Below are 19,628 nucleotides of genomic sequence, written 5' to 3'. Positions count from 1 at the left end.
TCCTTTCGGTCTTATTTCACTTTGGGAAGGATTTCTTTTTCAAAAAAGTCCTTCGTCGTCTCGGGTGAAAGCGAATAGAGTTTATCATCTACCGTTACATTGACGCCATTGACACAATTTCCCATACAAAAAGTGCCGCTGAGTTCCACCTTATCCTTCAGATTATTTTCTGCGACAAGGTACTGAAGCTGCTCCACGATCTGACGGGAACCTTTCAAATGACAGGAACTGCCAATACAAATGGTAATCTTCATAATGATCCTCCTAATATTGTGTTTCCGGATTTTTGCAGCCGGTAAATAGTCCTTCAGCACTGCAGCGCCCTCTGCTGCAGTGCATCCGGAAAACTTTTCAATCGCTTGAAGCTTCAGGAAAGAGCGCTCCGGATCCGGAGCGCTCCCAGCTTGGCAAAACACGCATTTTGCCAAGCTGAACAAGTTGCGGGGAAAAAACCGCCTGCGCAGACTTGTTTCTGAAGCAATGCAGGAATTTCGGTTTCCCGAAATTTTTATTCGTACTCTACTACGTTAACCCAGTGCATCAGGAACTCTTTTTCCTCGGGTTTCCCCTTGACAGACTGAGAGGCGGCTACAATCGGCAGCCACTTCTGTACATACTGCTTGGCAGTATCGCTCTTCCTGCAGAAGAGATTCAGATACTTCTCCGCGGAATCGATATCTCCGCTGAGCCAGAACAGCAGGTACGTGCGGGCGGCGTCGGCGCTGGCATTGCCCTGGGTGGCATGGGCCCAGTCCAGGATGGAATAGCTCTCGCCGTCCTTGCTGATCACCACGTTGGTAGGGTTGAAATCGCCGTGGCAAAGCTTATTGTGCTTAGGCATGCTCTCCAGACGGGAATCCAACTCATAACGGGTGGTGGCGTCCAGGCCGGTCTGGGAGATCTTGCGCTTCATCTTATCCTTGAGCTTGTTGAGCATGGGAGCGGTCTTGGAATGGATCTCCATCTGGATATCCACAAAACGCTCCAAATACTCATCCTTCTTGTCGGGATCCTCCGCCATCAGCTGGGCAATGGTTTTGCCCTCAGCGTAATCCGTGACGATTGCCCACTTGCCATCGATCTTGGTGACTTCCTCCACGCCCGGAATAGAGAGACCCGTCTCCTCTACTCGGGCAATATTCAGGGCTTCGTTGAGGATATCAGCCTTGGAGTAGCCCTCGTCAAACACTTTGATCGCATATTTGCCATCCCTGTAAATGGTTTTGGATGTTCTGACTGCGATGACCTTTTCCAGTTTCATTGTAAACTCCTCCATTATTTACCGTAGTAGCATTTCAGATAGATTTCTTTGATCTCGCTCATCAGCGGATATCTCGGATTGGCGCCGGTGCACTGGTCGTTGAAAGCATTTTCCACCATCTCGTCCAGCGTCTCCAGGAAATACTTCTCGTCTACGCCATACTCCTTGATGGTCTTTTTGATGCCGATTTTGTCCTTCAACTCTTCCAGAGCCTTGATGAAGTTTTCAAAGACCTCGTCGTCGTTCTTGCCCTGAATGCCGGCAAAGCGGGCTGCCTCAATATAACGCTCTTTGGCATGAGGATACTGATACTGAGAGAAGGTTCCCATCTTAGTGGGAACATCAGCGGCGTTGTAGCGGATGACCTCTGTGAGGAGCAAGGCGTTGGCTACGCCGTGGGGCAGGTGGTGATACGCGCCCAGCTTATGAGCCATAGAGTGGTTCAAGCCCAGGAAAGCATTGGCGAACGCCATACCAGCCATACAGGAAGCCTCTGCCATTTTTTCACGGGCAATCGGATCATTCGCGCCGTTCTCATAGGCGGACGGCAGGTAATCAAACACGGCTTTGATCGCTTTCAAAGCCAATCCATCGGTAAACTGGGTCGCCATAATGGAGACATAGGCCTCGACGGCATGGGTCATAACATCAATACCGGAAGCACTGGTCAGACCCTTGGGCTGGCTCATCATGTTGTCCACATCCACAATAGCCATATTGGGCAGCAGCTCGTAATCGGCCAACGGCCACTTGGTACCGGTTTTTTCGTCGGTGATGATAGCAAAGGGAGTTACTTCAGAGCCCGTACCGGAGGAGGTAGGAATGGCGACCATCATGGCCTTCTCACCCATCTTGGGGAACTTATAGATTCTCTTGCGGATATCCATAAAGTCCATGGCCATGGATTCGAAATCGGCATCAGGATGCTCGTACAGCACCCACATGATCTTAGCAGCGTCCATGGCGGAACCGCCGCCCAGGGCGATAATCACGTCGGGCTCAAAGCTGCGGATCCGTTCCGTACCCGCCAGGGCATTGGCCAATGTGGGATCAGGCTGAACGTCCCAGAAGCAGGAATACTGAATCCCCATTTCGTCCAGCTTATCGGTGATCGGCTTCGTGTATCCGTTCTTATACAGGAAGCTGTCGGTGACGATAAACGCCTTTTTCTTGTTGTATTCGGTTTTCAATTCGTCAAGGGCAACAGGCATGCAGCCCTTCTTGAAATAAACCTTCTCAGGTACTCTGAACCACAGCATATTCTCTCTCCTCTCGGCAACCGTCTTGATATTGATGAGGTGCTTAACGCCCACGTTCTCGGAAACGGAGTTGCCGCCCCAGGAACCGCAGCCCAGCGTAAGAGAGGGAGACAGCTTAAAGTTGTACAGGTCGCCGATGCCGCCCTGGGAGGACGGGGTGTTGACAAGAATACGGCAGGTCTTCATAGCAGCTTGATGCTTGGCCATCTTTTCTTTTTCGGAAACATGAATATAAAGGGAAGCGGTATGGCCGTAACCGCCGTCTGCGATAAGATGTTCGGCTTTTTCCACAGCGTCATCAAAATTCTTTGCTTTATACATAGCCAGCACGGGAGAAAGCTTCTCATGGGCAAACTCCTCGGAGATATCCACACTCTCCACTTCACCGATGATAATTTTGGTCTCCTCCGGTACATTAACTCCGGCCAAGGCAGCAATGGTATGCGCTTTCTGACCCACGATTTTTGCATTCAGAGCGCCATTGATGATGATGGTTTTGCGAACTTTCTCGGTTTCAGCTTTATTGAGGAAATAGCAGCCGCGCTTCTGGAACTCGTCCTTCACCTGCTTATATACTTTTTCCAATACTATAACAGACTGCTCGGACGCACAGATCATGCCGTTGTCAAAAGTTTTGGAATGGATGATGGAGTTCACTGCCAGGATTACGTCCGCAGTGTCATCGATAATGGCAGGCGTATTGCCGGCGCCCACGCCCAATGCCGGAGTACCGGAAGAATAAGCGGCTTTTACCATGCCGGGGCCGCCAGTCGCCAAGATGATATCGGCTTCAGCCATCAGAGTATTTGTCAGTTCCAGGGAGGGCACGTCAATCCAGCCGAACAACCCTTCAGGAGCACCTGCTTTCACTGCCGCCTCAAGCACCACTTTAGCCGCCTCAATCGTGCACTTTTTGGCACGGGGATGAGGACTGATGATAATGCCGTTGCGTGTCTTCAATGCGAGCAGCGTCTTAAAAATAGCGGTAGACGTAGGGTTCGTGGTCGGAATAACCGCCGCGATAACACCGATCGGTTCAGCAATTTTCTTGATGCCGTAAGCCGGATCCTCTTCGACGACACCGCACGTCTTTGTATCCTTATAAGCATTGTAGATATACTCGGCTGCATAGTGGTTTTTGATAACCTTATCTTCCACTACGCCCATACCGGTTTCTTCTACCGCCATTTTAGCCAGCGGGATTCTCTGCTGGTTGGCAGCCATTGCTGCTGCACGGAAAATCTTATCGACCTGCTCCTGCGTGTAGGAAGCATAGATCTTCTGTGCTTCCTTGACCCGGGCAAGCATTCTTTCGAATGTTTCCGCGTTTTCCACGATTTCGAAGTTCATTTTCGTGTTCATGAAATGATCCATCCTTTTTTATTTATTTTGTGCTGAATCTTTCTTTTAGATGATTGGAGAGCAGAGCCAGGGAAACTGCCATATTTTCATTTTGTACCAAGATGCCTTCCGGAACGTCCAAATGGACATTAGCAAAATTCCAGACTGCAAGAATCCCGCTTTTAATCAGAAGATTACACACAGCCTGAGCATAATCGCCAGGAACTGTAATGATCCCAATCCGGACACGCGTCCTCTCACAAAGGTCTTCCAGCTTTTCCATCGGAAGAATAGGTTTCCCGCCAACCTCAAGGTTCACCGCTTTAGGATCGGTATCAAATCCTGCCAGGATGTTGAGGCCGTACTGCAGAAATCCATCATAAGAGAGCAATGCTCTGCCCAGCTTCCCGGCTCCTACAAGTATGGCATCGTCAGCGTTGTCATATCCCAGGAATTCTTCCAACTCCCGAATCAGATTGACGCGGTCATATCCAACCTTCGGTCTGCCGGACGTACTGATGGAGGCCAAATCCTTTCTTACCACAACATGGTTCATATTCAGGGCATCCGCAATAGCCGTCGCCGAAATATTCTTCGGCGGGTCTGTGCCCTGCCGTTTCAGGTAATCCAGATATGTGGGAAGCCGCTGCAGTGTCTGCTTCGACACGCACTGGCTTGGCATTCCATTCACCCCTTTCCTGACTTTGATAATATTTTAACATTCGTTTCTCGAAAAGTAAATTGGTAGTAATGATATATCGATATTACGCTAGCGATATAATTTGTATAAATTGCTGTCTGTCGAAACTCAACAAGAAAGCCTCGTTAACAACCTCTAGAAATTCCATGTAAAATATGAATTTTTTAACTATATTTCATTCGGTTTCTATTTTAGTACATCCCTGGCGTGAAAGCAAGTTAAAAATAAAAGAAAGCGCGGGTTATTCTTCCAACCGGAAAAACAGCCCGCTGCGTTTTATCGTGTGTCTCTATTGAAACTCCAAATTCCTGTTTTCTGCCCGTTTCTGCCAAAGCTCCCAACTGCAGATTCCCTGCTCCTTCCAACAGCATCCCCCGCAGACATGCTCCAAGGCATCTTTGGTAATCAAAAGACGCCTTTCCGAAATTTCCATCCACCCGGAGAGTTCTCCTTCCTGCAATTGAAGCTCCGCAAAAGCGGCTTCATCTCTCTGCAGGGCGTCTTCCGTACCGAGAGCGCAGCCTCCTGCCTGACGCTGGTTAGGGCAACTTTGGCAAATTTCGTCCTCACCTGAACACAGCAGAATACTTTCGCCGCCCTGCAGGGAAAAGATAGTATTCTTCATAGCATTAGTAAATGCCGCGTCATACCCATGGCCTGAGAATAGCGTCATGCAAAACAGATGGTGACCACGAATCTTCTTCATTTTGTGGAAACCACCTTTGCCTTTTTCAAACTGAACAAAATCGCCTCCGCAGCCAGAAAAGCTAAAACAACTGATATGACATCCTTGATTAGATATGGCGCAGAAGCAGTCAAAAACGACTGCAGGACAGGTGAGCCCGTCACCAGCATAAACTGAAATGTGCCGCAGATATGACAAAGCGCCAAGCCGGAAAGCCCCAGAACAATAGCCCAGAGACGGCGATTCAGCTGCACACCTATACCGCAGAGAACAGCCATGAGCAAAAACCCCCAAAGGAAACCACCGGTCATTCCAAGCAAAATCCCAAAGCCGCCGCTGAAACCGGAAAATATCGGTATTCCCACAGCGCCCATTACCAAGTACAAAAAAACCGAAATAGTGCCCAGCTTAGGTCCTAGGGCAAACGCGCACAGCGCTACCCCAAAAGTCTGCAAGGTGACCGGAACTCCAGTGGGCATCGGAATAGACAACTGAGAGAGCACGGCAAGCACCGCCGTAAACACCCCTGTTACCACGAGCTTTTGAATTTTATTTTGAAATGTCAGTTTCATCTTACTTTGCTCCCCTTTCCTTAGGCTGGCTGCGAAGTCGATCGAGAAAATCCTTTTTGATATTGACCTCCCCTGCAGAAAATAATTGCGTCTCTCCGTCCCCACGCTGCACAATCAGCCGTGCCTCGTCATCCACGCCCAACACTCGGCCTTCCTGTACAGACTCGCCCCGCAAATATGTAATCTCCATTCCTGTCAGCAGCGAACGCTGTTTATATTCCTCCATAAATGAGCGTTCAGGCAGAGCGTTATAAAAGGAGAAAAATCGATTCAGGATTTCAGCCGCCAGCCTGATTCGCACGCCAGCCGGCGCATCATCACGATGATAAAGCGCCCCCGCGACGTCCCTCAATTGTTCTGAATATCCCCCTTCAGGCTCCAGGATATTGACACCGATTCCCAAAACAGCATAGTGGAGTCCCTTGGTTTCAAAATCGACCGAAGCTTCGGTTAAAATGCCACATATTTTCCTTCCCCGAAGATACACGTCATTCACCCATTTGATCAAAGCCCGTTCTCCAGTTACAGCTTCCACTGCACCCGCAACAGAAACTGCGGCGGCGGTAGTGATGGAAAGAGATTCCTCTGCTGAAAATTGGGGGCGCAGCAGAATACTCAGATAAAGACCATCTCCTTTGGGAGAGTAAAAAGAACGGCCCAAACGCCCTTTTCCCATGGTTTGCTGTTCTGCGATAAGCACCATGCCTTCCGCCCCGCCTTGCTCGGCTATTTCCTTGAGCACCGTATTGGTAGAGCTGACGCTGCTTCTTACGTCGATCGCCACACAGGAGGCCGCTTTGGTAAGCATGCGGCGGATATTGGCAGGATTGAGCACATTGCTTTCCGAAAGCAGTTCATATCCGCAATTGGTACGCGCCCCGATTTTATAACCATCTTCCTTCAGCTTCTTTACCGCTTTCCAAACAGCGTTGCGGCTCACCTTCAGGCGTTCTGCCATCTCCTCTCCAGAGATAGGCCCTGAACCCTGCTGCAGCAATTCCAACACCTGTTCTGTCACATTCATAAACAAAACGCCCCCTGAAATATTTCCAAATTCAGTTCCAATAAAAAATAACATAGCCCCAAGATATTGTCAACGAAAACTTCAGAGCGGAGGTGACAATCCAAAATAAAAAGAACGGCGCGTTTTGCGCCGTTCTTGGACTTCCCTTTTTTTACGCCTGATTGATAGAACCAAAAAGCTCCATTTTTTCTTTGACGGTAGCCTTAATCGCCTCAAAACCAGGTGCCAGCAGCTTACGGGGATCAAAGCCCTTACCCTGCTTGTCCTTCCCATCTTCAATATACTTACGGGTAGCCGCAGCAAAAGCGAGCTGGCACTCCGTGTTAACATTGACTTTGGAAACACCCAATGTAATGGCCTTCTTAACCATTTCATCGGGAATGCCGGTGCCGCCGTGAAGCACCAGAGGCATTGTGCCTGTCTTTTCCTGGATTTGGGCAAGGACGTCAAAGTTCAAACCCTGCCAATTTTCAGGATACACGCCATGGATGTTGCCGATACCGGCCGCCAGCATGGTCACACCCAAATCGGCGATCATTTTGCATTCATCGGGATCAGCCACTTCGCCGCCGCCGACTACGCCGTCTTCTTCACCGCCGATAGCACCGACCTCCGCTTCCACAGAAATCCCCTTTTCTGCAGCAAGGCGGATAATTTCCTTCGTCTTCTCAATATTCTCTTCGATGCCGTAGTGAGATCCATCAAACATAACGGAGGAGAAACCGTCGTCCATGGCCTTCAGAGCGCCCTCATAGGAGCCGTGGTCCAAATGCAGGGCAACGGGGACCGTGATTCCCAGAGTATCGATCATGCCTTTTACCATAGCGGTAACGGTATTATATCCGCACATGTATTTGCCCGCACCTTCTGATACACCCAGGATAACGGGAGAGTTATTTTCCTGAGCGGTAAGAAGAATGGCCTTAGTCCATTCCATGTTGTTGATGTTGAACTGACCGACTGCATATTTGCCTGCTTTGGCCTTTGTGAGCATTTCCTGAGCAGAAACCAACATAGCATTGCCTCCAATGATAAATTTTTACCAACTGGTTTTATTATAGTCTATGCAATGGAAAAAATCAACGCCGAAAATCGTGGGAAAGCCTTACTTTCAGCACACAGGGCTGATTTAGGATCGGATTCTCCTCCTAATGGCACGCCAAAGCTTCATTTTCTGAATAACCCCTGAAAATCAATAGAAATGCGGACACAATAGAGAAAGACGCTGCCGCCAAATCACGCTCTTCCCGGAATAATCTGAACTTCCAGATACGCATGACTCAGGAAACCCTTGTACGCACTATCCGGCGATATGGACGGCGGCTCATAAGTATCAAAAGAAAGGGAACCGCAACTTTTCTAACGACTTTTCGCGGGAGATACAGGAGCGGTACACACGGTCTGTTCTATGGTCAAAGAAAAATTTGTTGTCACAGGCATGAGCTGTTCTGCTTGTTCGGCACATGTGGAGAAGGCGGTAGCTTCTCTAAAAGGGGTGAAAGCCGCCGCGGTCAGCTTGCTTACCAACAGCATGACAGTGCAGTACGACGAGGCTGTTGTTTCGGCTGAAGAAATTATTGCGGCCGTAAAAAAATCTGGCTATGGTGCTTCAGTGGAGAACGCGGGCAAAACAAAGCCTAGTCATCACTCTTCGGCGCGGGCAGATGAAGGGCAAGAAATGAAGATCAGGTTCATTGTCTCCCTCTGCTTTCTGATTCCTTTGATGTATCTCTCTATGTACCATATGTTCTGGGAATGGTTTCGCCTGCCGGTACCCTCGGCTATTCTTCAGTATTTTCACGGAACAGAAAATGCCGCTGTTTTTGCGCTTACACAGCTTCTGTTGCTGCTGCCCATAGTTTTTATCAATTTCGGCTACTTTACCAGGGGCTTCCGCTCTTTGTTCCGGGGTGTTCCGAATATGGACAGCTTGATTGCCATCGGTTCCGCTGCGGCTATTGTTTATGGGATCTTTGCCCTCTTCCGGATCGGATATGGATTAGGACATGGGGAATTTGCTGTTGCAGAGCATTACAGTATGGAACTCTATTTTGAATCCGCGGGTACCATCCTGACGCTGATCACCCTTGGAAAATATTTGGAAACAAAGTCCAAGGGCCGTACCAGCGAAGCTATTACAAGACTGATCGGTCTGGCTCCAAAAACCGCACTGGTGGTCCGGGACGGCGAAGAGCAGGAAGTTCCCGTTGAAACGATCTCTTTGGGAGATCTGATCGCCGTTAAGCCTGGCACGTCCATTCCTGTTGACGGCGTAATCGAATCTGGATCCACCAATGTCGATGAATCCGCCCTTACTGGAGAGAGCATTCCTGTAGAGAAGAAAGTTGGGGATTCCGTCCTCTCTGCCACGATAAACAGAACAGGCTATATTCGTTTTCGGGCCACCAAGGTGGGAGAAGATACCACGTTTTCCCAAATAGTCAGATTGGTGGAGGAGGCCAGCGCCAGCAAAGCGCCTATCGCCAAATTGGCTGACAAAATTTCTGGTATCTTTGTTCCAGCAGTCATTTTGATTGCTGTGTTAGCAGCGGGCGTCTGGCTGTTCATGGGCGCCACTGTAGAATTTGCTCTCTCCATTGGCATTTCTGTTCTCGTCATCTCCTGTCCCTGTGCTCTGGGTTTGGCAACCCCAGTCGCTATTATGGTTGGAACCGGAAAGGGCGCGGAAAACGGGATCCTCATCAAATCAGGCGAAGCCTTGGAAACCGCTCACAGTGTAGATACTGTGGTACTGGATAAAACAGGAACCATCACCCAAGGGTGTCCCAAAGTCACAGATATCCTGCCACTGAGCGCAAATAAGGAGCAGCTGCTCACCGTCGCTTACAGTTTGGAACGCCAAAGTGAGCATCCTCTGGCTGAAGCAGTGGTTGTCTATGCAGAGGAAAACGGGGTTCCTTTCCGGGAAGTGGAAGCATTTCAAGCAAAATTCGGCCGAGGTGTATCGGGCAAGCTGGACGATGTTCTCTGTCATGCAGGCAACGAGGCATATATGAGGGAACTGGGGCTTTGGGAGGAGTCTGCATTCCAAGTCATGGAACAGATTTCTGATGAAGGGAAAACGCCGCTGTTGTTTGCCGGCGGAGGGCGCCTGCTGGGTATCATCGCCGTCGCCGACACCCTCAAGCCGACCAGCCAGGAAGCCATCAATCAGTTTCGAAATCTGGGTGTGGAAACGGTAATGCTTACCGGAGACAACGCACGCACAGCTGAGGCAATTCGCCGAAAGCTCAAAATCCCCCAAGTAATTGCCGAAGTCCTACCTCAGGACAAGGAACGGAAAATTGCCGAATTCCAGGCGCAGGGGCACCGGGTTGCCATGATCGGTGACGGTGTCAATGACGCTCCTGCCCTGACACGGGCCGATGTGGGAATCGCCATAGGCGCCGGTTCTGATGTGGCCATTGAAAGCGCGGACATCGTTCTCGTCAGAAGCGATCTTCTGGACGCGGTGACCGCTATCAAGCTGAGCAGAGCTGTCATGCGAAATATCCGTCAGAATTTGTTCTGGGCTTTTTTCTACAATTCTATTGGTATTCCTTTGGCTGCGGGCGTTTTTTTCGTATGGCTCGGTCTGAAACTGAACCCCATGTTCGCCGCAGCTGCAATGAGTCTATCCAGTGTCTGTGTTGTGATCAACGCCCTTCGACTGAAATTTTTTCGAAGATGATAATCTTCGCAGGAGCGGTCTGAACTGGGAAGTTCGGACCGCTCCTCTATTTTTATTTAGAATGTTGAGGATTTTCTTGCAGTCTCCCCAAAGAAGAGATTATAATAGGGATGAACACAAAATTAGCCTGAATCCCAAGTTCTTTGTTCAAAAAGGAGGCACTGTATTGAAAAGCTACATTGATGAAGACTTTATGCTCCACACCAGGACTGCTGCCAGGCTTTATCACCGGTATGCCGAAAAAGAACCTATCTTTGACTTTCATTGCCATCTAAGTCCCAAAGAAATATTAGAGGACGTCAAATTTTCCAATATTTCCGACGTATGGCTTTCGGGGGATCATTACAAATGGCGTCTTATGAGAGCCTGCGGTATCCCTGAGGAATACATCACAGGAAACGCTGATCCTTATGAAAAATTCTTACGATGGGCGCAGACCGTAGAAAAATCCATAGGGAATCCTCTCTATATCTGGACCCACCTGGAATTGAAAAATTACTTTGGAGTGACGGAGCTTCTGAATTCTGAATCTGCCCCTGCTATCTGGAATAGCTGCAATGAAAAACTGCAGAAGCCGGAATTTTCCGCTAGAAACTTAATCGTAAAAAGTGGTGTCAAAGCGCTTTGCACCACTGACGACCCGGCTGACGACCTGGCCTGCCACCGTGCTTTGGCCGCAGACGAAAGCTTTCCTGTAAAAGTTCTCCCCGCCTACCGTCCCGAGACGGCCCTTCATCCTGAACAGCCCAATTTCCAGGCTTGGATTGCCAAGCTTGAAGAGGTGTGCGGTCAAAAGGCGGCCACTCTTTCTGAATTGGAAAACGCATTGGAAAAGCGTGCGCTTTACTTTCGGGAAAATGGCTGCCTGATCGCCGATCAAAGCCTGCTCTCCCCTAATTTTACATGCGGAACCAGAGAAGAGGCCGAATCCGCCTACTGCAAAGCCCTATCCGGTTCCCAGCTGACCGCTGCTGAATTGAATGCATATCAGACCCAACTGATGCTCTTCCTGGGCAGACTCTATCATAGGATGGGATTTGTGATGCAGCTGCATTTTGGAGTGTTGAGAAACTGCAACTCCCGTCTTTTCTACCGTACCGGACCCGACGCCGGATTTGACAGCACCGGGGATGGTATCAGCGCTGCTTCGGTTGCAGCATTTTTTGATAAACTGAACCGTACGGACGAGCTCCCCCCTACTGTGGTCTATTCTCTGAACGCAGGCGATGATGACAAGCTGGCCAGCGTCCTAGGTTGTTTCCAGGAGGGTAGCTTCCCACAGAAAATGCAGTTGGGTGCGCCGTGGTGGTTCTCAGATCATCGTGACGGTATGCGCAAACAGATGAAGGCCCTGGCAAATACCGGCCTGCTTTCCGGTTTTATTGGCATGCTCACTGACTCCCGCAGTTTCCTGTCTTATGCTAGACATGAATATTTCCGCCGGGTTCTTTGCGACCTGTTGGGAAGCTGGATGGAACAGGGAGATATTCCCAGTGATGAGTCTCTTATCGGGGAAATGATTGCGAATATTTGTTTCGGAAATTCCGCTGCGTATTTCGGGTTAAAATGAGGGAGGCCATGGAATTTCTATTGGCAGGTTTCGCTGACATTCCACAGCTTGTTGAACTTCGCCTGGTGTATCTGGAAGAAGATCGCGGTCCTTTGGATCTGTCACAGCGCAGCGTTTTTTCTGAGCGGCTTTTCACCTATTTTCAAGAGCACTTAAATAAAGGCCTGTTTGCCTATTCGATAAAGGAACCCACTCTTGGACAGATTGTCTCTATCGTGCTGCTGCAGGTGGTAGAGCGGCCGCCAAATTTCAGTTTTCCCACCGGCAGAACGGGAACTCTTCTCAACGTTTACACACGGCCGGAATTCCGCCGGAAAGGTTTCGCTAGTGCCTTGATCAGACAGGTAATAGCAGATGCCCCTACATATTTTCTGTCCTTTCTTGAACTCTCAGCTACTCCTGCCGGTCTTTCTCTCTATGAAAAGCTGGGCTTTCTCAAAAAGTCGTCACATTATACAGAGATGAAACTTCCTCTGCTGATCGAGGACCGCCGGGAACCTGATATTGGAAAGGGAGGAAAATGTCTATGAAGTGTTTACTGCCTTTCATTCTTTCTGTTTTATTGTTGTTTTCTGGCTGTTCTGCCGTGGAGCCGGAGTCCTCAGTTTTGGATACCACTCAAGTATCTGTACTGGCACAACAGCAGCTAGATGAGGAATTTGCAGATATTGCAGGCTTTCAATGGGAACAAAAATCGATCTATATCAAAAACGCCGATCCCTCCCATATTATTGTTGTATTTACCTATCGCTCAGAGGAGGGGGACGGAGAATATGGGCTGGAGTATGCCGGAAATGCACAGGAAGGCTACCGCCTTCTTCAGAAAGGGCCGGAGGTAACCGGAAAACTTCTTGATAAAATGACGCAGGAAAAAGCGTCGTAACCTTAAAGGAAAGGTCTTGATTATTTATGCTACAGTTACCCTTTACAGTAGATCTCCATGGAAAGGTGGCAGTTGTCACAGGAGCGGGCGGCGTACTGTGCAGCATGTTTGCACGTGCCCTCGCCCAGTGCGGCGCTCAGGTGGCACTGCTGGATATCAACGAAGAGGCGGCAAAAAAGAATGCCGAGGAAATCAACAGCGAGGGCTTTACAGCCAAAGGCTATGCATGCAACGTTTTGGAAAAGGCCAGCTGTGAGGCTGCCAGAGAACATATTCGTCTGGATTTCGGTACCTGTGATATCCTCCTCAATGGCGCGGGGGGCAATAATCCCAGGGCAACCACTGACAAGGAATATTACGAGCCGGGCGATATTTCCCGGGAGGACATTAAAACTTTCTTCAATCTAGATCCGGCAGGCGTGGAGTTCGTCTTCAATCTGAACTTTCTGGGCACCCTGATTCCCACGCAGGTATTTGCACCTGATATGCTCGGAAAAGAGGACGTGTCCATCCTGAATATTTCATCAATGAACGCCTATACGCCGCTGACCAAAATTCCCGCCTATTCAGGCGCCAAGGCTGCAATCAGCAATTTCACACAGTGGCTTGCCGTACATTTCGCCGACTCAGGCATCCGGGTCAACGCAATAGCTCCCGGCTTCCTGGTTTCCAACCAAAACCGTGCGCTTCTCTTCCATGAGGACGGCAGTCCGACTCCCCGTACGGATAAAATCTTGGCAGGCACCCCTATGAAACGATTTGGGGATGCGGAAGAGTTGATTGGCGGGGTTCTCTTCCTGTTGAGTAAGCCAGCTGCAAGCTTCGTGACCGGTGTAGTGCTCCCCATCGACGGCGGTTTTTCTGCTTACTCCGGCGTATAATAACAGGAATTTTCGTTCTCACTTCTCGATAGGAACGGCGAGTCGCCCACTTCTTTACTCTGAGACCGCGAAATGAAAAACAATGCCTATCTCCTATCAAATAAAAAACGGACTATTTCATGAAATAGTCCGTTTTTTCTGGAATTATGATACTTACCAACCTGAAGCCTGCCTTAAGCGCTGTGGATTCAGCCGGTATGTCTCTTTCCGGAAATATCCTCCAATTTAATTTTTAACACAGAGACGGAATCTGTCTCTGTGTCTGTAAAGGAAAAATGCTTTCCTGTTTGGTGAAACATCAAACAGGAAAGGCCATGAGCTTTTTCAGTTGGGTCTTCCAAAATTTCCACACGTCCGCTTCCGATTACACTGGAAAACTCGTAACCATAGCCACAAGCTTTATTCGCTTCTATTAGGTTATGGCTGCAGTCCGCCTCGAAGCAGACATTGGGATTCCCCCTTAGAATTTCCAGCTTTTTCCCCTCTCTTGCACAATGGAGATAAATAACCACACCGTTTTCTTCCCATTCTGCTCCAAAATTCATCGGAATGACATAGGGACGGTTTCCCTCTGTCATTCCGATATGGCAGACTCTGCAGCCTTTCAAAATTCCAAGCAATTCGGATCGTTCTGTAACCTCCCGGTCAACTCTCCTCATCAAAAATCACCTTTCTTTTAGTTTACTTATTTGCTATGTTCTTACTTGACGAAACAGCGGGAGAACGATAAGATGAAAGCAGCTATTTTTATCTACTAAAACAAACAGGAAAAGAGGGCCAGTATGTCTACCTTTCCGGAAGCAGTCTATCAAATTGTCCGTCAAATTCCAAAAGGAAAAGTAGCTACCTATGGGCAAATCGCCATGTTGGCAGGAAGTCCCAGAGCTTCCCGCATTGTGGGAGCCGCCATGTTCAGAGCTCCGGCCGGGCTGCCTTGCCATCGGGTGCTCTATCGGGACGGCACTCTGTGTTGTGATCAGGCCTTCGGTGGAAAAGAAATACAGCGCCAGATGCTGGAAGCGGAAGGAATAACTTTTCTGCCGGATGGACGGGTTGATTTAAAAGAACATCTCTGGCACGGAGGAAACGAGGAATAAGGGCTCTTACCAGAATGAATTTAACAACCTAGGCCTGTCCAAAATACGGTTTCAATTGGATAGAAGGATGCTGCAAAAAGACAATTTTTGCAGCATCCTTCTATCATTTTTCAGTTTTCCTTTTTATTACAGGTATCAGCAGATCCAGCTGTAAAACTTCTGGTTCTCCTTCCTGCATTTCCTGAACAAGCGTGAAATAATTCAAATGCTCTTCCAAAGACCCGAACATATTTTCCGGATTTCCGGAACCGCGATAGACGTATTCCCCATTTTCCTGAACCCATCTGTCCAGCCAGGCCCACTCGTAGAAGTTGCCCATTCGAATCATATGCGCTGCATAAACTCCACCTTCAAATCTTTTCTTTTCCAGTGGTTCCGGCACTTCCATATCTTCCGGAATCGTCAGCCACATCTCATAGCCGTGACACCCGGTTTCATCCACCGGGTTTGGTGCGTTGAAGCCAAATAACCTCACTTGCGGATAAATCTCCCAAATCCGGCTTTGCCGTGCAAAATCCGAAATCCATTTTCCCACCTGATTCTCCGGCTCTTCTCCGATAAAATGGGCCGCTGCCACCGTCGCAGGCGGGATGTGAATGATGCGCACGTCTTTCAGTTTCGATAAGTTTTCTTCTGCCTGATTTAATTTTTCCATGTCGCTGACACGCTCCTCTTGAAATTGATTTTTAACAGGAGACAGCGAATGAATCAGTTTTTGCAAATTGTCGTCTTTTAGAAGCACTGTTGGCGCCGGCAGATATGCTCTTTCTTTCAAAGCTTCTACAAATTTCTGCAACACCTCCCGGACCGCTGAAAGCGAAGCGGTCTCCTCTTCCAGGTTTCGAAGATTTTCCTGCAGAATCTCAAGAGCCGTGGAGGCCTGCGGATCCTGAAAAATTCTATCGATCTGCTTTAGAGGAATCCTCAGCTTTCTCAAGACCACAATCTGCCTGAGACGCGCAACTGCTTCCTCGTCATAGATACGGTAAGCATATCCCTCTTTTCTTTGACTCTGGACCAATCCGATTTTTTCATAATAGCGAAGCATTCTGGTCGAGAGGCCCAGCTCCCTTGAGATCTGGCTCACAGTTAAAAACTGTTCCATACGCTGTCTCCTTTCTGACAGTAGTATAAAGGACGACATCGTGTCGCAGTCAACTGAAAACAGAAAAAACAGGAGGACTGTACAAAAATTCTCTCACGGCTCACTCTCATTTGCCATTATTCAGGAATGTTGAAACCACAAGGCTTACCGATTTTTCGCAAGCAACTGCTCAGCACATCTGATGCCGTCCACCGCTGCGGAGACAATTCCCCCTGCATACCCGGCGCCTTCCCCGCAGGGATACAGCCCCTTCAAAGAAAGTGATTGCATATCTTCACCCCTTAAAATCCGCACAGGAGAAGAACTGCGCGTCTCAGGGGCCGTAAGAACCGCGTCCCCTTCGTCAAATCCCCGCAGCGATTTTCCCATCTGGGGTATAGCCAGTCTCAAAGAATCCGTCACAAACTCCGGCAGACAGCCATCCAGAGAGGCCGGAACGACCCCTGGACAATAACTGGGAAGCACACCGCCGAAAGCCTTTGACGGCCTTCGCTCCAAAAAGTCGGCAACACGCTGTGCCGGAGCGTTGTAATTCCCCCCTGCCAGGCGGAAAGCAGCTTGTTCCAGTTTTCGCTGAAACGCCACCCCTGCCAAAGGTCCTTCTTCCTGAAAGTCGTCTGGAGTCACTCCCACAAGCACCGCGGCGTTGCTGTTCCTTCCATCTCTGGCCCAGGAGCTCATGCCATTGGTTACCACGCCTCCCGGTTCGGAGGCTGCCCCGGTCACAGTTCCGCCCGGACACATACAGAAGGTGTAGACACCTCGGCCGTTTTCCAAATGCCTGTTTAACTTATAATCAGCAGCTCCAAGAGCAGGATGCCCTGCAAATCTGCCGTATTGAGACCGGTTTATCAGCTCCGCAGGGTGTTCAATACGCGCTCCGACTGAAAATGCTTTCGGCTGCATCGGCACTGCTAAAGAGGATAACCTTTCAAAGGTATCTCGAGAGCTGTGTCCGATCGCCAGGATGGCCTGGCTGCACTCCAGACGCTTTCTTTTTCCATCCTTTCCTACAACTTCCAGAGCTTCCAATTTTCCATCACGAAAAAAGAAATTGCTGACAAGGGTTTCAAAGTATACCTCTCCGCCCAAGGAGCGGATCTGCTCTCTGATGTTCTTCACAGTGCCAGGCAGCTTGTCTGTTCCCACATGCGGTTTTGCCTCATAAAGGATTTCTTCCGGCGCCCCCGCTTTGACCAGCTCTTCCAACACTTTCCGAATGCGCACGTCTCCAGTGCCAGTGGTCAGTTTGCCGTCTGAAAAAGTTCCAGCGCCGCCCTCTCCAAACTGCACATTGGATTTGGGATTCAACCTGCGCGAAGTCCAAAAATCTTCTACCGTTTTCTTTCGCATTTCTACAGATTCGCCGCGCTCCAGAACGATGGGCCGCGCACCGCATTGAGCCAGAATCAGCGCGGCAAACATTCCGGCAGGTCCAAAGCCGATCACCACCGGTCTTTGGGAAAGAGATACAGGCTTCGGCAGTTCATAACGATATTGCTGCACCTTTTGGATCCCGTTGTCATTGATACGGCGCAGCAATTTTTCCTCATTCCCGTCCAAGGTGATATCTGCCGTACAGACAAATACAATATTGTCCTTTTTCCGGGCATCCACTGATTTTTTGAAAAGCCCGACTTCCCTCACTTCTGTCTCTGAAAGACGAAGCCGTTTCGCCGCCGCTCGCCTCAACTCTATCTCTTTGAAATCCAGAGGAAGGTGCAGGCCAGAAATTCTCAGCATTGTTTTCTCTCCCCCAATCCTTCACAACCAGACTTAGCGGCGCTGCTCCCTGCGCAAAGGCCCGTAGCCCACGCCCAGTGAAGATTATATCCGCCGCAATCTCCATTGACGTGCAGCAGTTCTCCTGCCATGTACAGCCCGGAACAGATTTTAGATTCCATGGTCTGTACGGTCACTTCTGACAATGGGATCCCCCCGGAAGTGACCTGAGCATTTTCAAAAGACGAGAGGCCTGAGACTTCAAATTTTTGAGATTTAATACCGGCTGTCATTTTTTTCAACTCCGCGTCTGTTATCCCAGCAACAGGACGCTGTCTGTCTATGCCAAAGCTCTTCGCCAACTCCTGTCCGACTTTTAAATTCAGAAGGCCAGAAAAGAGTTCTCCCCCAGGCAGGCTAGAATGCCTGGTCTTTATCTGCCGGAGATAATGCAGCAATTCTTCCCAGGAATAATTTTCTGCAAAATCCAAAGAAATTTCCAGCTTTTTTACGGCCTTATCCTGTAATTTGCCGGTGCGCTGCCATTCTCCAACCAGAGAAGACAGGTTAAAAATGCAGATGCCAGAAAGCGCGCCTTCATTGAAGATCACTTCGCCGCTTTCTCCTGCTACTTTTTTCCCATCAGCCAGCAAAGCCGCATATACTTTGCTCCGCATTCCCTTCAACGGCTTTAAAAGCTTGCTGCTGCTTTTCACAGGAACCAAAACCGGCAGGCATTTCACAATACTGTGCCCCAACTCTCGAGCTAGCGTATATCCGTTTTGACTGCAGGAATGCCGTGGGGACGCCATCCCTCCGCTGGCCAGAATACACCTTCCTGCCCTTACTCTCTCTCCGCTATCAGAGACCAGAACAAATTCTTTTTCCTCTTTGGTGATGGAAGACACCAAAAAGCCGCAGACACACTGCACCTGAGCCTCTTCACAGGAGAAGCGCAGGGCCTGCAGCACGGCAGCGGCCTGCAAATTATTTGGGTACAACCGCCCTTCCTGATCGGCCCGGCAAAGAAGCCCCATTTTCTCAAATTCATCTATAATCCGTTGCGTAGGGAATTTTTCGATGACCGCCGCAGCCAATTCCCTGTCGCCATGATAATGCCCAATCGAAAGCTCCAAGTTCGAGAGATTGCAACGTCCGTTTCCGGTGGCCAGCAGTTTCTTCCCAAACTTTGGATTGCCTTCCAACAGAACAACAGAGGTCCGCCGTCCTCCCCTCTGCTGAGTGATCGCAGCGCTCCGCGCAGCCATCAGTCCGGCAGCTCCGCCTCCCACCACCGCAATATCATAATCCGCTTTCACAGCACCATCCCCAACACACCGTAAGAAAGCAAACACATGATAATATCTGCTACCAAGGTTCCTCCTGCCACTGAAATCATGGCGGATTTGAAATCCATCTTCATCAAAGCCGCCGCAAGGGAACCGGTCCAGGCGCCGGTCCCCGGCAGCGGAATTGCGACAAAAATTAGCAGGCCCAAAGTTTTGTATCGATTAATTTTATCAAATTTGCTTCTTCCCTTAGCTTCCAAACGGTTAACCAGTTTGACAAAGCGGGTATTGCGCATCCAATCGAAGATCTTATTGATAAACAGAAGAATAAACGGCGTAGGCAAAATTGTTCCCACAAGACAGATGAAAAATGCCCTCCACATGTTTAAATCCAGCAGCTTTGCCGCCAGTATACCGCCCCGGAGTTCAATGATCGGCATCAGGGAAAGCGTGAACACCGTAAGCTCTGCCGGGATCGTATTACTGAAAAAGTCAACGAGAGATTGAACGATACCTTCCATACTTTTTAATTCCTTTTTTTAATTTAT

General features: G+C 49.3%; 19 protein-coding genes and 1 pseudogene. 6 read left to right on the top strand and 14 right to left on the bottom strand.

Annotated features, from left to right (window positions below; translation table 11 throughout):
* Window positions 1-11: 11 nt before the first annotated feature.
* From BN3911_RS11425 to fba, 8 genes are all read right to left on the bottom strand, one after another.
* Entirely contained in the window at window positions 12-254 is a 243-nt protein-coding gene (locus BN3911_RS11425; protein WP_066867835.1) for a (2Fe-2S) ferredoxin domain-containing protein, read from the bottom strand.
* Between the two features lie 254 nt (window positions 255-508).
* Window positions 509-1,261 carry a phosphotransferase family protein gene (locus tag BN3911_RS11420; protein WP_066867832.1) on the bottom strand — a complete coding sequence of 251 codons (753 nt, stop codon included), beginning with the start codon at window positions 1,259-1,261 and terminating at the stop codon, window positions 509-511.
* A gap of 14 nt (window positions 1,262-1,275) precedes the next feature.
* On the bottom strand, window positions 1,276-3,870 hold the full coding sequence (gene adhE / locus BN3911_RS11415) for a bifunctional acetaldehyde-CoA/alcohol dehydrogenase (protein WP_242871162.1): 2,595 nt from the start codon (window positions 3,868-3,870) through the stop codon (window positions 1,276-1,278).
* A gap of 34 nt (window positions 3,871-3,904) precedes the next feature.
* Window positions 3,905-4,543 carry a redox-sensing transcriptional repressor Rex gene (locus BN3911_RS11410; protein ID WP_082942255.1) on the bottom strand — a complete coding sequence of 213 codons (639 nt, stop codon included), beginning with the start codon at window positions 4,541-4,543 and terminating at the stop codon, window positions 3,905-3,907.
* Between the two features lie 307 nt (window positions 4,544-4,850).
* Window positions 4,851-5,267 (bottom strand): DUF1284 domain-containing protein, encoded by a 417-nt coding sequence (locus tag BN3911_RS11405; RefSeq protein ID WP_066865667.1) that lies wholly within the window; start codon window positions 5,265-5,267, stop codon window positions 4,851-4,853.
* On the bottom strand, window positions 5,264-5,818 hold the full coding sequence (locus BN3911_RS11400) for a biotin transporter BioY (RefSeq protein ID WP_066865664.1): 555 nt from the start codon (window positions 5,816-5,818) through the stop codon (window positions 5,264-5,266). Before BN3911_RS11400 ends, BN3911_RS11405 begins: the two co-directional genes overlap by 4 nt.
* A gap of 1 nt (window position 5,819) precedes the next feature.
* Window positions 5,820-6,842: a biotin--[acetyl-CoA-carboxylase] ligase gene (locus tag BN3911_RS11395; RefSeq protein WP_066867829.1), complete on the bottom strand. Its 1,023-nt coding sequence runs from the start codon at window positions 6,840-6,842 to the stop codon at window positions 5,820-5,822.
* 151 nt (window positions 6,843-6,993) lie between these two features.
* On the bottom strand, window positions 6,994-7,857 hold the full coding sequence (gene fba, locus BN3911_RS11390) for a class II fructose-1,6-bisphosphate aldolase (RefSeq protein WP_066865661.1): 864 nt from the start codon (window positions 7,855-7,857) through the stop codon (window positions 6,994-6,996).
* Window positions 7,858-8,250: 393 nt separating this feature from the next.
* On the opposite strand from fba, the gene BN3911_RS11385 reads away from it, so the two are divergent.
* The 5 genes from BN3911_RS11385 (at window position 8,251) to BN3911_RS11365 (ending at window position 13,867) form a co-directional block, all read left to right on the top strand.
* Window positions 8,251-10,533, top strand: a complete 2,283-nt coding sequence (locus BN3911_RS11385; protein WP_066865658.1) for a heavy metal translocating P-type ATPase — start codon at window positions 8,251-8,253, stop codon at window positions 10,531-10,533.
* Window positions 10,534-10,699: 166 nt separating this feature from the next.
* On the top strand, window positions 10,700-12,103 hold the full coding sequence (gene uxaC / locus BN3911_RS11380; protein WP_066865655.1) for a glucuronate isomerase: 1,404 nt from the start codon (window positions 10,700-10,702) through the stop codon (window positions 12,101-12,103).
* Window positions 12,104-12,111: 8 nt separating this feature from the next.
* Complete coding sequence (locus BN3911_RS11375) at window positions 12,112-12,633, top strand: GNAT family N-acetyltransferase (RefSeq protein WP_066865652.1); 522 nt, start codon at window positions 12,112-12,114, stop codon at window positions 12,631-12,633.
* The gene (locus BN3911_RS11370) at window positions 12,630-12,986 is read left to right on the top strand and encodes a hypothetical protein (RefSeq protein ID WP_066865649.1); all 357 of its coding nucleotides are present in this window, start codon (window positions 12,630-12,632) and stop codon (window positions 12,984-12,986) included. Before BN3911_RS11375 ends, BN3911_RS11370 begins: the two co-directional genes overlap by 4 nt.
* Window positions 12,987-13,012: 26 nt before the next feature.
* Window positions 13,013-13,867 carry an SDR family oxidoreductase gene (locus BN3911_RS11365; protein ID WP_066865646.1) on the top strand — a complete coding sequence of 285 codons (855 nt, stop codon included), beginning with the start codon at window positions 13,013-13,015 and terminating at the stop codon, window positions 13,865-13,867.
* 188 nt (window positions 13,868-14,055) lie between these two features.
* Here the strand turns inward: BN3911_RS11365 and BN3911_RS11360 are convergent, their stop codons facing one another.
* Window positions 14,056-14,526 carry a pyridoxamine 5'-phosphate oxidase family protein gene (locus tag BN3911_RS11360; RefSeq protein WP_066865643.1) on the bottom strand — a complete coding sequence of 157 codons (471 nt, stop codon included), beginning with the start codon at window positions 14,524-14,526 and terminating at the stop codon, window positions 14,056-14,058.
* A 123-nt stretch (window positions 14,527-14,649) separates the two neighbouring features.
* Here BN3911_RS11360 and BN3911_RS11355 point away from each other — a divergent pair, with 123 nt between their 5' ends.
* A complete protein-coding gene (locus BN3911_RS11355) occupies window positions 14,650-14,964 on the top strand; it encodes an MGMT family protein (RefSeq protein WP_066865639.1) in 315 nt (104 codons plus the stop codon).
* 103 nt (window positions 14,965-15,067) lie between these two features.
* Here BN3911_RS11355 and BN3911_RS11350 read toward each other — a convergent pair whose 3' ends face one another.
* The 5 genes and pseudogenes from BN3911_RS11350 to BN3911_RS11335 all read right to left on the bottom strand — a co-directional run bounded on the left by BN3911_RS11350 (window position 15,068) and on the right by BN3911_RS11335 (window position 19,601).
* A complete protein-coding gene (locus BN3911_RS11350; protein WP_306286880.1) occupies window positions 15,068-15,760 on the bottom strand; it encodes a GyrI-like domain-containing protein in 693 nt (230 codons plus the stop codon).
* Between the two features lie 105 nt (window positions 15,761-15,865).
* A pseudogene (locus BN3911_RS17700) lies at window positions 15,866-16,069 on the bottom strand (MerR family transcriptional regulator); the annotation flags it as partial.
* 144 nt (window positions 16,070-16,213) lie between these two features.
* The gene (locus tag BN3911_RS11345) at window positions 16,214-17,812 is read right to left on the bottom strand and encodes an NAD(P)/FAD-dependent oxidoreductase (protein WP_066865633.1); all 1,599 of its coding nucleotides are present in this window, start codon (window positions 17,810-17,812) and stop codon (window positions 16,214-16,216) included.
* Window positions 17,806-19,110 carry an aminoacetone oxidase family FAD-binding enzyme gene (locus BN3911_RS11340; RefSeq protein WP_066865630.1) on the bottom strand — a complete coding sequence of 435 codons (1,305 nt, stop codon included), beginning with the start codon at window positions 19,108-19,110 and terminating at the stop codon, window positions 17,806-17,808. The genes BN3911_RS11345 and BN3911_RS11340 overlap by 7 nt, the downstream gene beginning before the upstream one ends.
* A complete protein-coding gene (locus tag BN3911_RS11335) occupies window positions 19,107-19,601 on the bottom strand; it encodes a COG2426 family protein (RefSeq protein WP_066865627.1) in 495 nt (164 codons plus the stop codon). Before BN3911_RS11335 ends, BN3911_RS11340 begins: the two co-directional genes overlap by 4 nt.
* Window positions 19,602-19,628: the final 27 nt, after the last annotated feature.

This window comes from Neglectibacter timonensis (assembly GCF_900048895.1).
In the GTDB taxonomy this organism is placed as follows: Bacteria; Bacillota; Clostridia; order Oscillospirales; family Acutalibacteraceae; genus Acutalibacter; species Acutalibacter timonensis.
Note: the sequence above shows the minus strand (reverse complement) of the source record. Positions and strands in the feature narration are given on the sequence as shown.

Bases quoted from the DNA above. Each gene is read 5' to 3' on its own strand.
- BN3911_RS11355 (WP_066865639.1), top strand. From the start codon at position 14,650: ATGTCTACCTTTCCGGAAGCAGTCTATCAAATTGTCCGTCAAATTCCA.
- BN3911_RS11345 (WP_066865633.1), bottom strand. From the start codon at position 17,812: ATGCTGAGAATTTCTGGCCTGCACCTTCCTCTGGATTTCAAAGAGATA.
- BN3911_RS11405 (WP_066865667.1), bottom strand. From the start codon at position 5,267: ATGAAGAAGATTCGTGGTCACCATCTGTTTTGCATGACGCTATTCTCA.
- BN3911_RS11420 (WP_066867832.1), bottom strand. From the start codon at position 1,261: ATGAAACTGGAAAAGGTCATCGCAGTCAGAACATCCAAAACCATTTAC.
- BN3911_RS11335 (WP_066865627.1), bottom strand. From the start codon at position 19,601: ATGGAAGGTATCGTTCAATCTCTCGTTGACTTTTTCAGTAATACGATC.
- BN3911_RS11370 (WP_066865649.1), top strand. From the start codon at position 12,630: ATGAAGTGTTTACTGCCTTTCATTCTTTCTGTTTTATTGTTGTTTTCT.
- BN3911_RS11365 (WP_066865646.1), top strand. From the start codon at position 13,013: ATGCTACAGTTACCCTTTACAGTAGATCTCCATGGAAAGGTGGCAGTT.
- BN3911_RS11410 (WP_082942255.1), bottom strand. From the start codon at position 4,543: ATGCCAAGCCAGTGCGTGTCGAAGCAGACACTGCAGCGGCTTCCCACA.
- BN3911_RS11400 (WP_066865664.1), bottom strand. From the start codon at position 5,818: ATGAAACTGACATTTCAAAATAAAATTCAAAAGCTCGTGGTAACAGGG.
- BN3911_RS11395 (WP_066867829.1), bottom strand. From the start codon at position 6,842: ATGAATGTGACAGAACAGGTGTTGGAATTGCTGCAGCAGGGTTCAGGG.
- adhE (WP_242871162.1), bottom strand. From the start codon at position 3,870: ATGAACTTCGAAATCGTGGAAAACGCGGAAACATTCGAAAGAATGCTT.
- BN3911_RS11375 (WP_066865652.1), top strand. From the start codon at position 12,112: ATGGAATTTCTATTGGCAGGTTTCGCTGACATTCCACAGCTTGTTGAA.
- BN3911_RS11385 (WP_066865658.1), top strand. From the start codon at position 8,251: ATGGTCAAAGAAAAATTTGTTGTCACAGGCATGAGCTGTTCTGCTTGT.
- BN3911_RS11425 (WP_066867835.1), bottom strand. From the start codon at position 254: ATGAAGATTACCATTTGTATTGGCAGTTCCTGTCATTTGAAAGGTTCC.
- BN3911_RS11360 (WP_066865643.1), bottom strand. From the start codon at position 14,526: ATGAGGAGAGTTGACCGGGAGGTTACAGAACGATCCGAATTGCTTGGA.
- fba (WP_066865661.1), bottom strand. From the start codon at position 7,857: ATGTTGGTTTCTGCTCAGGAAATGCTCACAAAGGCCAAAGCAGGCAAA.